This is a genomic window from Stenotrophomonas rhizophila (assembly GCF_020857975.1).
GTDB classification, from domain to species: Bacteria; Pseudomonadota; Gammaproteobacteria; order Xanthomonadales; family Xanthomonadaceae; genus Stenotrophomonas; species Stenotrophomonas rhizophila_C.
The window spans coordinates 236270-250348 of the sequence record NZ_JACWUO010000003.1 but is presented as its reverse complement, the minus strand read 5'-3'; the positions used below and the strand labels follow the sequence as shown (position 1 = coordinate 250348).

Sequence of the window (14079 nt, the reverse complement as noted above, 5' to 3'; positions counted from 1 at the left end):
GGCTCCTCGCTTGAATGATCGAAACAGGGGGATCCGGCCGCTGGCCGGCTCCCCCGCAGCACCGCGCCGATGAAAGGCAGCCGGGCAGAGCCCGGTGCTACGGTTTTCCGTACTTCATCCCCGCAAACCCGGTCTTCGTCGCATCGCGCTTGTCCTGGCCGGCGGCAGGGCTATGCTCGCCCCATCCCATCATGAAGACACCGCCGTGTTCGCCAGCCTCGTCCTGATCCTGCGCATCCTGTTGGCCTGGGCCGCCGCCCTGGTGGTGGCCGGTTTTGTCTGGAGCGGCTTCTTCCACGGCATGGACGAAGGCCCGGGCTGGGTGTTCGGGCTGCTCGCGCTGTTCCTGATGGTGACCGCGATCGGCAGCTGCATCACCCATATCCGGCGGGTCTGGCTCAGTGCCGGGCGGCTGGATGCCACCACCCTGTCCAGCCGCCAGCGTCGCCAGATCGAACTGCCGATGGATGCCGGCCCGGCCTTCGCCCTGGTCGAGGCCGCCATCGCCGAACTGCCGCGGGTGGAAGACATCGAAAGTGCCGCCGGCAGCCTGCAGGTGCGCGCCTATGTGCGCCGCGTGGATCCCTACAACGGCCGTCCGCCGTCGCGCTGGAACCTGCCGGCACGGTTGGCGATCCGCCGCAACAGCGTGCTGGCCACGGTCACCCCGGGGCAGGGCACCAGCAGCGTGACGCTGCTGTTCGAACCCGACGCCGGGGTCTGGGCCGACCTGCTGGCGGTGGACGAAGGCAGCAACTACGAAAACGCCGAAGCGGTCAGCCGCGCGATCACCCGCCGGGTGGCCGAGCAGCGCCGGGGCGAGCAGGCGGCCGCCGAGCAGACCGCCACCGAGAAGGAACTGTCGGTGGCCAGGTTGAACCTGCTGCACGCCCAGGTCGAGCCGCACTTCCTGTACAACACGCTGGCCAATGCGCAGGTGCTGACCCGCACCGATCCACCGCGCGCCGACCAGATGCTGGGGCACCTGATCCAGTACCTGCGCAGTTCGCTGCCCAGCGTGGAGGAATCCATGTCCACCCTGGGCGTGGAGCTGGAGCGCACCCAGGCCTACCTGGAGATCCTCAAGATCCGCATGGGCGCGCGGCTGGCCCTGCAGGTCGATGTGCCGTCGGCGCTGCTCGGGCTGCCGCTGCCGTCGATGGCGCTGCAGACCCTGGTCGAGAACGCGATCAAGCATGGGCTGGAACCCAAGCCCGGCGGTGGCACGGTGTGGATCATCGCGCGCGCCTTCGACGACCACGTGACCCTGACCGTGGCCGATGACGGCCTGGGCTTCGGGCAGGGCAGCAGCGGCACCGGGATCGGCCTGAAGAACCTGCGCGAGCGCCTGCGACTGACCTGTGGCGAGCGCGCCGTGGTGGCGATCGTCTCCAACTTCCCCAGCGGCGTGGCGGCAACGATCACCCTGCCGCATGATGCACGCGAGGCCGTCCATGCAGCTTGATGCGCTCATTGCCGAGGACGAGGACCTGCTGCGCCAGTCGCTGGTGGCGCAACTGCAGCGGCTGTGGCCGCAGCTGCGGCTGGTGGCCGACTGCGAGGACGGTGCCGGCGCGCTGGAGAAGCTGGCCGAACTCAAGCCGGACCTGGCGTTCCTGGACATCCGCATGCCCGGCATCAGCGGCATCGAGGTGGCCCGCGCGTTGCCCGAACTCAGCCCACGCACCCAGGTGGTGTTCGTCACCGCCTACGACCAGTACGCCATCGACGCGTTCGAGCAGGGTGCGATCGACTACCTGCTCAAGCCGGTCAGCGATGAGCGCCTGCTGGCCACCCGCGAACGGATCCTGGCGCGCCTGCAGCAGGGCCGCCCGGACGGTGCGTTGCTGGAACAGCTGCTGCAGCGCCTGGGCCAGCAGCCCGGAGCGCGCTCCAGCGCACCGCCGCTGGCCTGGATCACCGCCAGCAACGGCCGCGACACCCAGCTGATCATGCTGGAAGACGTGATCTATTTCCGTGCCGACAGCAAATACACCACGGTGGTCACCGAGCAGGGCGAGAGCCTGTTGCGCACGCCGCTGCGCGAACTGCTGGAGGTGCTGGACCCGCAGCGGTTCCGCCAGATCCATCGCTCCACCATCGTCAACATGAAGGCGGTGGCGGCGGTCAGCCGCGATGAAAGCGGACGCGGCCAACTGCGCCTGAAGCAGCGCAGCGAACTGCTCAATGTCAGCCAACCGTTCATGAGCCTGTTCCGGGGGATGTGACGCGCCGCACAGCCGACCTCACCGGGCGCGGCGCACTGGTAGGGTCGGTTCCCAAACGACTGCCGGTACCAGTGATCGGCGCGACGAACGCATGACCCGCGCCGAAGCCAGCTCCGATGCAGGTCATGCCATCAACGAACGCTGCGCAGGCCATCGGCAATCGATCGGGATGCGACCCTACCGAAGCAGGTCAAGCCGCCCGGTAGGGTCGGTTCCCAAACGACTGCCGATACCAGTGATCGGCGCGGCGAACGCATGACCGGCCCCGAAGCCGGCTCCGACGCAGGTCATGCCATCAACGAACGCTGCGCAGGCCATCGGCAATCGATCGGGATGCGACCCTGCCGAAGCAGGTCAAGCCGCCCGGTAGGGTCGGTTCCCAAACGACTGCCGATACCAGTGATCGGCGCGACGAACGCATGACCGGTGCCAAAGCCGGCTCCGATGCAGGTCATGCCATCAACGAACGCTGCGCAGGCCATCGGCAATCGATCGGGATGCGACCCTACCAAAGCAGACCAAGCCGCCTGGTAGGGTCGGTTCCCAAACGACTGCCGATACCAGTGATCGGCGCGGCGAACGCATGACCGGCCCCGAAGCCGGCTCCGACGCAGGTCATGCCATCAACGAACGCTGCGCAGGTCATCGGCAGTCGATCGGGATGCGACCCTACCGAAGCAGGTCAAGCCGCCTGGTAGGGTCGGTTCCCAAACGACTGCCGATACCAATGATCGGCGCGACGGACGCATGACCGATACCGAAGCCAGCTCCGACGCAGGTCATGCCATCAACGAACGCTGCGCAGGTCATCGGCAGTCGATCGGGATGCGACCCTACCGGCGGTAGTCAGTTCCCAGACAGAACAATGCCACCGTGAGTGATCACGGTGGCATTGTGGCTCCCCCCGCTTTCCGGGATGGTCAGAACGCCGGTTGCAGATGCATGTTGCCGCGGTTGTCCTGCTCGCCCACATGGTTGAGCTGGCCGACCAGTTCGGAGTGCTGCTTCATCCGGCCGATCTCGCGCATGATGCGGATGTCTTCGTGGCGCAGCTCGCGCCGGGCCGTGACCGCCTGCTTGTAATCCAGCACTTCCGGATACAGCTGGGCCATGTCCAGCGCCTCGGCGACGCATTCCACGCTGTCGGCATCGGAGGTGATCCGTGCGCGGCTGTTGAAGGCCTTCATCCAGCGTTCGAAGCCGGCGGTATGGTCGAACATGTTGGCCATGAACCAGATCACGAACAGGATCGAAATCCACGAGCCGAATACGATCACCACGCGGGTGAAGGTGATATGGAAGTCGTCCCGCCACAGGTAGTTGCTGATCAGGCCCAGGATCAGCAGCGAGGCGGCCTGCCAGCCCACGATCGAGGCCATCAGCCATTGGCCCTTGGCCTTGGCCAGCACCGCCACTTCCTCGCGGATCTGCTGCTCGCTCTTGTTACGCCAATGCGCGACCTGTTTTTCGAACGGGCTGTTGTACAGCTCGTTGTCCTGCAACAGCAAACCCAAACCCTTGAACAAAGCGATCATGACGTGCTCCTTCTGGAACGTGCAGCGGCGCATTGGACGACGTTGAGGCGGATTCAGTTCTAGCACTTCCAGCGCATCGTGCAATGGGGGCGGTGCGAAGCCGGGACGCGTCGGTTTCTGAATGGGTGGACCGTGGTGCATTGCACCATCGGCTCTGCGGCCTGCGACAAGATGTCGCAGGTAAATTCGTGCTGCGGGCGCACATGGAACGCAGGCAGAACGCCCGGGCTCGCGGTGGCCACCGTGATCGGCCAGAATCGGGGCCCACCGCGCAGGCCGCGGTGCCCTCCCGCCCGCCCGGACCTGCAATGCCGTCCCTGCTCCACCGCCTTTCCCGCCCTGCCACCGCGCCGATCCGGCGCTGGGTGCTGGGGGCATTCCCACGCGGCCAGAGCGGGATCGACTACGACTGCCCGCTGGGCGATCCGGGCTGGTTCGGGCCGCACAGCGCCACCTGGCGGGTGCATGCCGAGTTCCCCGGGATGCTGGCCGGCGGGCTGTGCGCGCTGATGCTGCAGACCCTGCATCCGCTGGCGCTGGCCGGGGTGTATGACCATTCCAACTTCCGCCACGACCTGGTCGGCCGGCTGCGCCGCACCACCGCGTTCGTGGCCGGCACCAGCTATGCGCCGCGCGCGCAGGTGGAGGCGCTGGTGGCCAGGGTCGCCCGCATTCATGCGCAGGTACGCGGACACGCGGCCGATGGCCGGGCGTATTCGGCCGACGATCCGGCGCTGCTGACCTGGGTGCACGTGACCGAGGCCTACGGCTTCCTGCAGGGCTGCCGACGCTATTGCCGCGATGTGCCGGCCGCGGTTGCCGACCAGTACTACCGCGAGTACAAGCGGGTGGCCCAAGCGTTGGGCGCCACCGATGTGCCGGCGTCGCAGGCCGAGGTGGAGGCCTACTTCGCGCAGCAGCAATCACAGTTGCAGTTCGACGCACGCTCGCGCGAGGTGCTGGCGGTGTTGTCGACGATCCGCCTGCCGGTGCCGATGGCCGGGCTGTCGCGTGAGTTGTTCCTCGGCGCGGGCGCGGCGCTGCTGCCGGCGTGGGCCGGGGCGATGCTGGCGCGTACGCCGCTGCAGCGGGCGCAGGCCGGTGTATCGGCACATGCGCTGCGCGGGATGGCGCCGTTGTTCCGGCGCGCGTTGCAGGATGGGGTGGCCACACGTGCGTGCACGCGCATGGGCCTGCCGGTGGGCGTGCTGGACCAGTGGGGATGAAAAACGGGCGCCGCAGCGCCCGTTTTCACCTTCATCGCATCGCGATGGTCACCACACCTTGACCCGCTTGTCCGGCGCCAGGTACAGCTTCTGGCCTTCCTTCACCTCGAATGCCGGGTACCACGCATCCAGGTTGCGCACGGTCAGCGCGCGGAACTGGCCCGGTGCATGCACGTTGGTCAGCAGCGAGTTGCGCAGGGCCTGCTCGCGGGCCTTGCTGCGCCAGGCCTGGGCAAAGCCCAGGAAAAACCGCTGCTGCGGGCTGAAGCCTTCCAGGGTCTGGCCGGGCTTGCCCTGCAACGACAGCTGGTAGGCATCGAAAGCGGTGGCCAGGCCGGCGACGTCGGCGATGTTCTCGCCCAGGGTCAGGCGGCCGTTGACCGACACGCCCGGGAACGGCTGGTAAGCGCTGAACTGGGCGGCCAGCGCGTCACCGGCGGCGTTGAACCGGGCCAGGTCATCGGCCGTCCACCAGTTGCGCAGCTTGCCGGTTTCATCGAACTGCGCGCCGGCATTGTCGAAGCCGTGGCTGATCTCATGGCCGATCACCGCACCGATCGCACCGTAGTTGACCGCATCGTCGGCGGCACCGTCGAAGAACGGCGGCTGCAGGATTGCCGCCGGGAACACCAGGCGGTTTTCCAGCGGTACGTTCATCGCGTTGATGGTCTGCGGCAGCATTGCCCACTCGCTGTGGTCGACCGGCTGGCCGAGCTTGGCGATGTTGCGCTGGTATTCAAAGCGCGCGGCGCGCTCGGCATTGCCCAGCGCGTCGTCGCGCTTGACCTCCAGGCCAGTGTAATCGCGCCACTTGTCCGGGTAGCCCATGCCCACGGTCAGCCCATCGATCTTGGCCTTGGCCTGCGCCTTGGTCTGCGGCGACATCCATTCCAGCGCATCGATGCGCTTGGCGAAGGCGGCAATGATGTTCTTGGCCATCGCATCGGCGCGGGCCTTGGTGGCGGGGTCGAAATGGCGCTCCACGTACAGCTTGCCGATCGCTTCACCGACGGCGTGGTTGCTTTCATCCACCGCGCGCTTCCAGCGTTCGCTCTGCTGCGGGGTGCCGTTGAGCGTGGTGCCATGGAAAGCGAAGCGCGCATCGGCGAAGCGCTTGGGCAGGTACGGCGCGGCGCGGTCCAGCGCATGGAATGCCAGGTAGTCCTTCCATACCTCCAGTGGTTCGGTGGCCACCAGCCGCGAAATGCCGGCCATGGCCTTGGGCTGCCACACGATGAAGTCCTGCTGCTGGCCGAGCTGGGCGCCGGCCAGGAAGGCGTTCCAGTCCATGCCCGGCGCCTTGGCGCTCAGGTCGGCCTGCTTCCATGCATTGGCGCCCTTGGCCACATTGTTGGTGTCTTCCTGGCTGGCGTGCGCCTGGGCGATCCTGGTTTCCAGCGCCAGGATGCGCTGGGCCTTGGTGGCCGGATCGGCGACCCCGGCCAGCTGCAGCACCTGGGCGATGTACGCCTGGTACTGCTTGCGGATATCGGCCATGCGGCCGCCCTGCAGGTAGAAATCGCGGTCGGGCAGGCCCAGGCCGCCCTGCACCAGGTACGGTGCGTTGCGGTCCGGTTGCAGCAGGTCCACCGATACCCACAGCCCGAACAGGCGGTCGGTGTAGAAATTGGTCGCATTCAGCAGGTCGACGTCGGCGCGCAGGGTGCCACCCAGCGCGGTGGCCAGGGCCGCCTTGTCGGTGATGCCGTCGATCGCCTCCAGCTCCGGCTTGACCGCGGCCACGCCGCGCGATTCGATCCCGGCCTCGTCCATGAACGCGGCGTAGTAATCGCCGATCAGTTTGGCCTGGCCACTGGCCTGGGTATCGGCCGCGGCGCCTTCCAGGATGGCGCGGGTATCGGCCAGGGTCTTCTCGGCGATGACGTTGAAACTGCCGTAGCTGGAACGGTCGGCCGGGATCTCGGTGTGCTTCACCCAGCTGCCGTTGGCGAAGCCGAAGAAGTCATCGCCGGCGGCGACGCTGCGGTCCATGCCGGCGGCATCGAAACCGAAGCTGCCCAACTGCGGCTTGGCCGGCGCCGGCGCGGCGGCGGTGTCCGGCGGGGTCGCGGCGGGCGCGGCCGGTTCACGGTCGCAGGCGGCCAGGCCCAACGACAGGCTGGCGGCAATGGCAAGCATCAGGGTAGGGCGGCGCAGCTTGGGCATGGAGGTCTCAGGCAAGCGGAAAACCCCAAGTTTAATCTCCCGCCGCTGCCGGTTGGGCCGTCGCCCGCACCGCCAGACAGCAGGCGATCAGCGGGTTTTGCCCGCTGGCTTGGCGCACAGCATTGGTCGGTAGCTGCCTGGCCAGCGCTGCAGGTGGGTCGATGCGGTCCTGCCCGCTGCGGCCCTTCCCGTGCCGCACGCGCTGGTGCATGCTGGGCCACGGAGGGTTCTGCCGCGCGTACCGGGACCGGGCGCGGGGCGATCGGGAGTCAAGAATCCCAGGCTTCGGCCGCTCAGGTTTGGGGAAACCAGGAAGCGTTTACGCATGAAGTCAGCCCACCACAAGCGGGAGCCGTTCGCGATGCCCGCGTTGAACCAGGCGATGGCGCGGCCGTTGCGCACCATCGTATGGCTGGGCGTGGGCCTGGGCGTGCTGCTGGCGGCGGGCCTGACCACCATGCTGGTCAACGATTTCCAGCGTCGCCAGGAAGCCGCGCAGCGCCAGAGTTCAGCGTTGGCGGCCGGCTCGCAGCGCCTGCTGCGGCTGCAACTGCGCAACCTGGAACGGGCCATGCTGGGCACCGCCGAGGACGGAGCGCTGCTGTTCGAGCGGGTGCCGGCGCAGGCCCCGGGCCTGCTCGATGACGCCATCCATGGCGTGCTGCAGCGGCATGCCGAACTGGACAGCATCGTGGTGGTGGACCAGTACGGGCGTGCGCTGACCAGCGGCAGTGGCGATCTGTACCTGCCGCTGTGGGCAGTGGAGGCCAACCGCGGCACCGACAGCCGCCTGTACCTGGGCCCGCCGCAGCAGCGCGCCGCCCAGCGCTGGGTGCTGCCGCTGGCGCTGCGCATGGGCGAGGACCGCTGGCTGTTGAGCCGGATGCATACCAGCGAGCTGCAATCGATCATCGGTGGCCTGGACACCGGCGAGCACGGGGTCATTTCGATCACCGATGCGCAGGGCTACGTGCTGGCCCGCAGCCCCGACGCCGGCGGGCTGTCCGGCCGCCGCTTCAGCCTGGGCAGGCGCGAGATGCTGCGCGGCGATGCGGTCATTCCGCTGGGCATCGAGACCAGCACCATCGACAACATCGAACGCATCTCCACCCTGACCACGCTGGGCCAGTACCCGGTGGCGGTGTATGCCGGGCTGGGCCGGCAGGACGTGCTGGCGCCCTGGTGGCCGTACGTGCAGGCATCGGTGGTGCTGTTCCTGCTCTACTGGGGCGTGTTCGCGCTGGTCTATGTCAGCCTGCGCCGCGCCACCCGCAGCCAGGGGGCATTGACCGAAGAACTGCGCACCGGCCACGCCGAGCTGCAGATGGCCCACCAGGTCGGCAAGGTCTGCACCTGGTACGTGGACGAGGATGCCTGCGTGCTGCGCTGGTCGCCGTTGGCCCGGGACATCTTCGGGATCGGGATCGACAGCCTGCCGGTGGCCGATTTCTTCAGGCGCGTGCACCACGAGGATGCCGCGCGCATGCAGGTTGCGTTCGACCAGGCGTTCGCCGGCAACGGCGTGCTCGATGAAATGTTCCGGGTGGTGCTGCCCGGTGGCGCGGTGCGCTGGGTATCGGCGCGCGGCGAGCGGGTAGCGGTGGTGGACCGGCAGCGGCGCATGATCGGCGCATTGACCGATGTCAGCGAACGGGTCCAGGCACTGGCGCGGGTGCAGCAGGCCGAACGCCAGTTCCGGCTGCTGTTCGACCGCAACCCGGCGCCGTTCTGGGTATTCGACCCGGACACGCTGCGTTTCCTGGAGGTCAACGAGGCGGCGGTGCAGCAGTACGGCTACAGCCGCGACGAGTTCCTGGCGATGAGCATCCTCGACATCCGCCCGCGCGAAGGCTGGGATGAGATTCGCGGGGCGATTTCGCGGGCGACGCTGGGCGCTCCGCAGGACGCGCAGATACGCATGCACCGGCGCAAGGACGGCACCCTGTTCGAGGTCCGTGCGCACCTGTCGCGGCTGGACTTCGATGGCCGCCAGGCCTGCCTGGTGCTGGCCGAGGACATCAGCGAGCGGTTGGCCTACGAGCGCGACCTGGCTTACCACGCCACCCACAACCCGGCCACCGGCCTGCTCAACACCCGTGCGCTGGCCGCGCAGCTGGACGAGGAGGGCGGCAGTTACACCATCGCCTATGTGCAGTTCCGCGGCCTGCAGCTGGTGGCCGACACGCTGGGCCGCGAGGTGGGCGATGTAGTGCTGCAGGCGATGGCCAAGCGCCTGGGTGGCCTGGGCACGCGCTATGGGCTGCTGGCGTTCCAGCCGGCCGAGGACTTTATCTTCGCCATCCGCGACGACCATGAGCGGCAGACCGCGCTGGACACACTGGTGCAGACCGTGTCCGAGCCGGTGCGCGGGCAGGACTGGCTGCACCAGTTCGAGCCGCGGATCGGCGTGGCGGTCAAGTTCGACGGCGACAAGGTGCCGGCCGAGCAGGTGATCGGCATGGCCGCGCAGGCCGCGCATGCCGCGCGCGACGAAGGCAGCGTGATCGCCTGGTTCGACAATACGGTCACCTCGCGCCTGGCCGAGCGGCTGCGCCTGGCCGGGCGCATCCACAGTGCGATCGACAGCGAGTTCCAGCTGTATTTCCAGCCGATCTGCCATGCCAGCGATGGCACCCCGGCGGCACTGGAGGCGTTGCTGCGCTGGCCGCAGGCCGATGGCAGCTTTATCCCGCCGGGCGAGTTCATCCAGTTGTGCGAGGACACCGGCCTGATCCTGGCGCTGGGCCGCTGGGTCATCCGCGCCGCGGCGCAGGCGCAGCGGCAGTTGGCCGATGCCGGTTGGCCGCTGCCGATCGCGGTGAATGTATCGGCGGTGCAGTTCTTCAACAGCGACCTGGTGGCCGAGTTCAGCCGCGCCAGCCAGGAGTTCGGGCTGGCGCGCGGCGCGCTGCAGGTGGAGTTGACCGAAAGCAGCCTGATGCGCAAGCCGGCCCAGGCCAAGCAGACCATGCAGCGGCTGCACGAGCAGGGCATCTGCATTTCGCTGGATGATTTCGGTACCGGCTATTCGAACATGTCCTACCTGCAGCATCTGCCGTTGGACATCCTGAAGATCGACCGCAGTTTCGTTGCCGACGTGGAAACCAATCCACGCAATGCGTCGATCTGCCGGGCGCTGTTGTCATTGGGGCACAGCATGGGGCTGACGGTGATTGCCGAGGGCGTGGAAACGCCGGGCCAGCACCAGTGGCTGGCCGCGCATGGCTGCGACCAAGTGCAGGGCTTCCTGCTGGGCCGGCCGGCACCGTTGGCGCAGGTGATCGCGCGGCTGGAGGCGGTGGAGGTGTAGCCCCGGGCGGGGGCTTGCCATCGTGGCAGTGGCGCATAAGCGCCACCCTTACCCCAACGCATCGACCAGATAGTCGATGAAGCTGCGCACCTTCGGGGCCAGGTGGTTGCGGCTGGTGTAGACGGCGTGGATGCCGATCGGCGCCACCTCCCAGTCCGGCAGCACGCGTTCCAGGCGGCCGTCGGCCAGTGCGTCGGCGACCAGGAAATCCGGTTGCAGGATGATGCCCATGCCGGCCAGTGCAGCTTCGCGCAGGACATCGCCATTGTTGGCGCGCAGGCTGCCCTGCACCGCCACCGACACCTCCCCGCGCGGACCGCGCAGCGGCCAGCGGTCGCCACCGCCCCAGTAGCTGTAGCCCAGGCATTGGTGGTCGGCCAGGTCTTCGGGCTGCTGCGGGCAGCCATGCGCCTGCAGATAGGCCGGGGCGGCGCACAGGGTGATCCGGGTGTCGGCCAACTTGCGCGCGATCAGGCTCGGATGCGGTTGGCCGGTGATGCGGATGGCCACGTCATAGCCTTCTTCCACCATGTCCACCAGCCGGTCGGACAACGACAGCTCGACCTGCACCTGCGGGTAACGCCGGTGGTAGCCGGCCAGCAGCGGGCCGAGCCGGGCGATGCCGTAGCTGACCGGCGCGTTGACCCGCAACAGCCCGGACGGCGCCAGCGCCTGCGCGCCGATGCCCGCTTCCAGCGCATCGAACTGGGCCAGCAACTGCACGCACTGCGCGTAGTACGCCGCGCCGGTGCTGGTCGGGCTGACCCGGCGGGTGGTGCGGTTGAGCAGGCGGGTGGACAGGCGTTTTTCCAGCGCGGCGATCTGCCGGGTGACGCCCGCCGTGGACATCTCCAGGGCCTGCGCGGCGGCACTGAAGCCGTTGCGCTCGACCACGGTTACGAACACACGCATTGCCTCCAGAGTGTCCATTGTTGCAGTTCCTGGAATAAACAAGGTCGGATGATCGTATTTATGGATGGCAGCGACCGCAATAACCTGTGGTCTTCCTGGTCCCCGGAGCCTGCGATGCCCACATTGCCCGCGCTGTATATCTCCCATGGTTCGCCGATGACCGCGCTTACCCCCGGCCGGGTCGGTGAACGCCTGGCCGCGCTGGCCACGCAGCTGCCGCGCCCGCGCGCCATCGTGATGGCCTCGGCACACTGGCTGACCCACCAACCGGCCGTGGGCGGCCACGCGCAGCCGCCTACCATCCATGATTTCGGCGGTTTCCCGCAGGCGCTGTTCGACCTGCAGTACCCGGCGCCTGGCGATCCGGCCCTGGCCGAGGACATCGCCGCGCGCCTGGCCGCTGCCGGCCTGCCGGCGCAGATCGACCCGCGGCGCGGGCTGGACCATGGCGCCTGGGTACCGCTGCGCCTGTTGTACCCGCAGGCCGACATCCCGGTGGTACCACTGGCGATCCAGCCGCGGCTGGGTCCGGCCCACCAGTTCGCGCTGGGCCGCGCGCTGGCGCCATTGCGCGGCCAGGGCGTGTTGCTGATCGGTTCGGGCAGCATCACCCACAACCTGCACGATGCCGGCAGCTACGCCCAGGGCAAGGACGCGCCCTATGTGCGGCCCTTCATCGCATGGGTGGAGCAGCGCCTGCAGGCCGACGACAGCGCGGCCCTGCTGGACTACCGCCAGCGCGCGCCGTATGCCGCGCAGGCCCATCCCACCGATGAGCACCTGCAACCGCTGCATTTCGCCATGGGCGCGGCCGGCGGCGAGGCGCTGGGTGCCCAGCGCATCGATGCCGGGATCGAGGCCGGCTTCCTGGCAATGGACATCTACCGCTTCGACGGTGCTGCGCGCGCTGGCTGAGCGGGCCCGCGCGGCAACGGCCCAGCAACGGCGATAGCGCGATCGGAACCATTGGCCGCAGTGCTGTGATAGTTTTTTTGCAGTTTCCGGCGCCGGCTGCCTGCAGCCTCCCCTCGCGCCGCTTCTGGAAAATGCATGCATACCATCGAAGTCGTGCTGGCGATGCTGGTGGCCGTGGTCGCCAGCGGCTACCTGGTCCGGGTGTTGCCGCTGTCGGTGCCGCTGCCGCTGGTGCAGATCGGCCTGGGCGCGGTGATTGCCGGGGTGTTCAACCGTGGCCACGCGCTGCAGCCGGAGATGTTCTTCCTGCTGTTCCTGCCGCCGCTGCTGTTCCTGGACGGCTGGCGCATTCCCAAGCAGGGCCTGTTCCGCGACAAGGGCGTGATCCTGGAACTGGCCTTCGGGCTGGTGGTGTTCACCGTGATCGGCGCCGGCCTGCTGATCCACTGGATGATCCCGGTGATGCCGCTGGCGGTGGCCTTTGCGCTGGCGGCCATCATCTCTCCGACCGATCCGGTGGCGGTCGGGTCGATCGCGGCGCGCGCGCCGATTCCCAAGCGGCTGATGCACATCCTGGAAGGTGAGTCGCTGTTGAACGATGCCTCCGGCCTGGTCTGCTTCCGCTTCGCGGTGGCCGCGGTGATGACCGGTTCGTTCTCGCTGGCGACCGCCTCGCTGACCTTCCTGTGGGTGGCCGTGGCCGGCCTGGCGATCGGCGTGGCGGTGACCCTGGGCGTGTCCACGGCCCAGCGCTGGCTGTGGCGGCGTTTCGGCGAAGAGCCCGGCGCGGCCCTGCTGGTCAACCTGCTGATCCCGTTTGCGGCCTATCTGCTGGCCGAAGAGGCCAATGCGTCGGGCATCCTGTCGGCGGTGGCCGCCGGCATCACCATGAGCTACGTGGAGTTGACCGGCCGCGTCTCGGGCAGCATGCGGGTGCAGCGCGCGGCGGTATGGGGCATGTTGCAGTTCAGTTTCAACGGCATCATGTTCGTACTGCTCGGCGAGCAGCTGCCGGGCATTGTCGAGCGCGCGATCACCACGGTCAGCGAAAGCGGCCACCGCAACGCGTGGTGGCTGCTGGTGTATGTGGTGGTGATCAACCTGGCGCTGGTGCTGCTGCGCCTGGCCTGGGTATGGCTGTCGCTGCGCTGGAGCCTGCTGCGCGCCCGCCACCGCGGCGAAGTCCGCCAGGGCACCCCGTGGCGGGTGGTGGTGGCCACCTCGGTGGCCGGCGTACGCGGTGCGATCACCCTGGCCGGCGTGCTGACCCTGCCGTTGTTCCTGCCCGACGGTAGTGCCTTCCCGGCGCGCGATCTGGTGATCTTCCTGGCCGCCGCGGTGATCCTGGTGTCGCTGGTCGGCGCCAGCGTGGCGCTGCCGCGCCTGTTGAAGGGGCTGGAGCTGCCGGCCGACTCGGGCGAGCGCAAGGCCGAGGACCTGGCCCGCAAACTGGCCTCCAAGGCCGCGCTGGCCGGGGTGGAACGCATGCGCCAGCAACTGGTGCAGCACCAGACCACCGAGAACGTGCAGCTGTACAACGACGCCGCCTCGCGGGTCAGCCTGCTGTACCAGCGCAACCTGGAAAAGGAAAACGGCCCCGATGCCGACCCGGAGAAGGTGCAGCGGATGGAGCAGGGCTACCGCCAGCTGCGCACCGCCGGGCTCACCGCCGAGCGCGAAGAACTGTTCCGGCTGACCCGGCGCGGCAAGATTTCCGACGAGGTCTCGCGCAAGCTGATCCGCAACCTGGATCTGCTGGAGACGCGGCAACGGGATTGAGGGTCGCC

General features: G+C 68.3%; 9 protein-coding genes. 6 read left to right on the top strand and 3 right to left on the bottom strand.

The annotated features are described in order from the left end of the window. The first annotated feature begins 205 nt into the window (after positions 1–205). Positions 206–1465, top strand: coding sequence for a sensor histidine kinase (locus tag IC535_RS04885; protein ID WP_228885843.1), 1260 nt, complete (start codon positions 206–208; stop codon positions 1463–1465). Further along, complete coding sequence (locus tag IC535_RS04880) at positions 1455–2228, top strand: LytR/AlgR family response regulator transcription factor (protein WP_228885788.1); 774 nt, start codon at positions 1455–1457, stop codon at positions 2226–2228. The genes IC535_RS04885 and IC535_RS04880 overlap by 11 nt, the downstream gene beginning before the upstream one ends. 920 nt (positions 2229–3148) lie before the next feature. Here the strand turns inward: IC535_RS04880 and IC535_RS04875 are convergent. After that, complete coding sequence (locus IC535_RS04875) at positions 3149–3763, bottom strand: hypothetical protein (RefSeq protein ID WP_228885787.1); 615 nt, start codon at positions 3761–3763, stop codon at positions 3149–3151. A 308-nt stretch (positions 3764–4071) separates the two neighbouring features. Here IC535_RS04875 and IC535_RS04870 point away from each other — a divergent pair, with 308 nt between their 5' ends. Beyond that, a complete protein-coding gene (locus IC535_RS04870; RefSeq protein ID WP_228885786.1) occupies positions 4072–4989 on the top strand; it encodes an oxygenase MpaB family protein in 918 nt (305 codons plus the stop codon). A 48-nt stretch (positions 4990–5037) separates the two neighbouring features. Here the strand turns inward: IC535_RS04870 and IC535_RS04865 are convergent, their stop codons facing one another. Further along, positions 5038–7155, bottom strand: coding sequence for a M13 family metallopeptidase (locus IC535_RS04865; protein ID WP_228885785.1), 2118 nt, complete (start codon positions 7153–7155; stop codon positions 5038–5040). Positions 7156–7480: 325 nt separating this feature from the next. On the opposite strand from IC535_RS04865, the gene IC535_RS04860 reads away from it, so the two are divergent. Then, positions 7481–10465 (top strand): bifunctional diguanylate cyclase/phosphodiesterase, encoded by a 2985-nt coding sequence (locus tag IC535_RS04860; RefSeq protein WP_228885784.1) that lies wholly within the window; start codon positions 7481–7483, stop codon positions 10463–10465. Positions 10466–10513: 48 nt separating this feature from the next. Here the strand turns inward: IC535_RS04860 and IC535_RS04855 are convergent, their stop codons facing one another. Then, the gene (locus IC535_RS04855; protein WP_228885783.1) at positions 10514–11395 is read right to left on the bottom strand and encodes a LysR family transcriptional regulator; all 882 of its coding nucleotides are present in this window, start codon (positions 11393–11395) and stop codon (positions 10514–10516) included. Between the two features lie 96 nt (positions 11396–11491). Here IC535_RS04855 and IC535_RS04850 point away from each other — a divergent pair, with 96 nt between their 5' ends. Both IC535_RS04850 and IC535_RS04845 read left to right on the top strand, forming a co-directional pair. Continuing rightward, the gene (locus IC535_RS04850; protein WP_228885782.1) at positions 11492–12292 is read left to right on the top strand and encodes a dioxygenase family protein; all 801 of its coding nucleotides are present in this window, start codon (positions 11492–11494) and stop codon (positions 12290–12292) included. A gap of 135 nt (positions 12293–12427) precedes the next feature. Beyond that, positions 12428–14071 carry a Na+/H+ antiporter gene (locus tag IC535_RS04845; protein WP_228885781.1) on the top strand — a complete coding sequence of 548 codons (1644 nt, stop codon included), beginning with the start codon at positions 12428–12430 and terminating at the stop codon, positions 14069–14071. Positions 14072–14079: the final 8 nt, after the last annotated feature.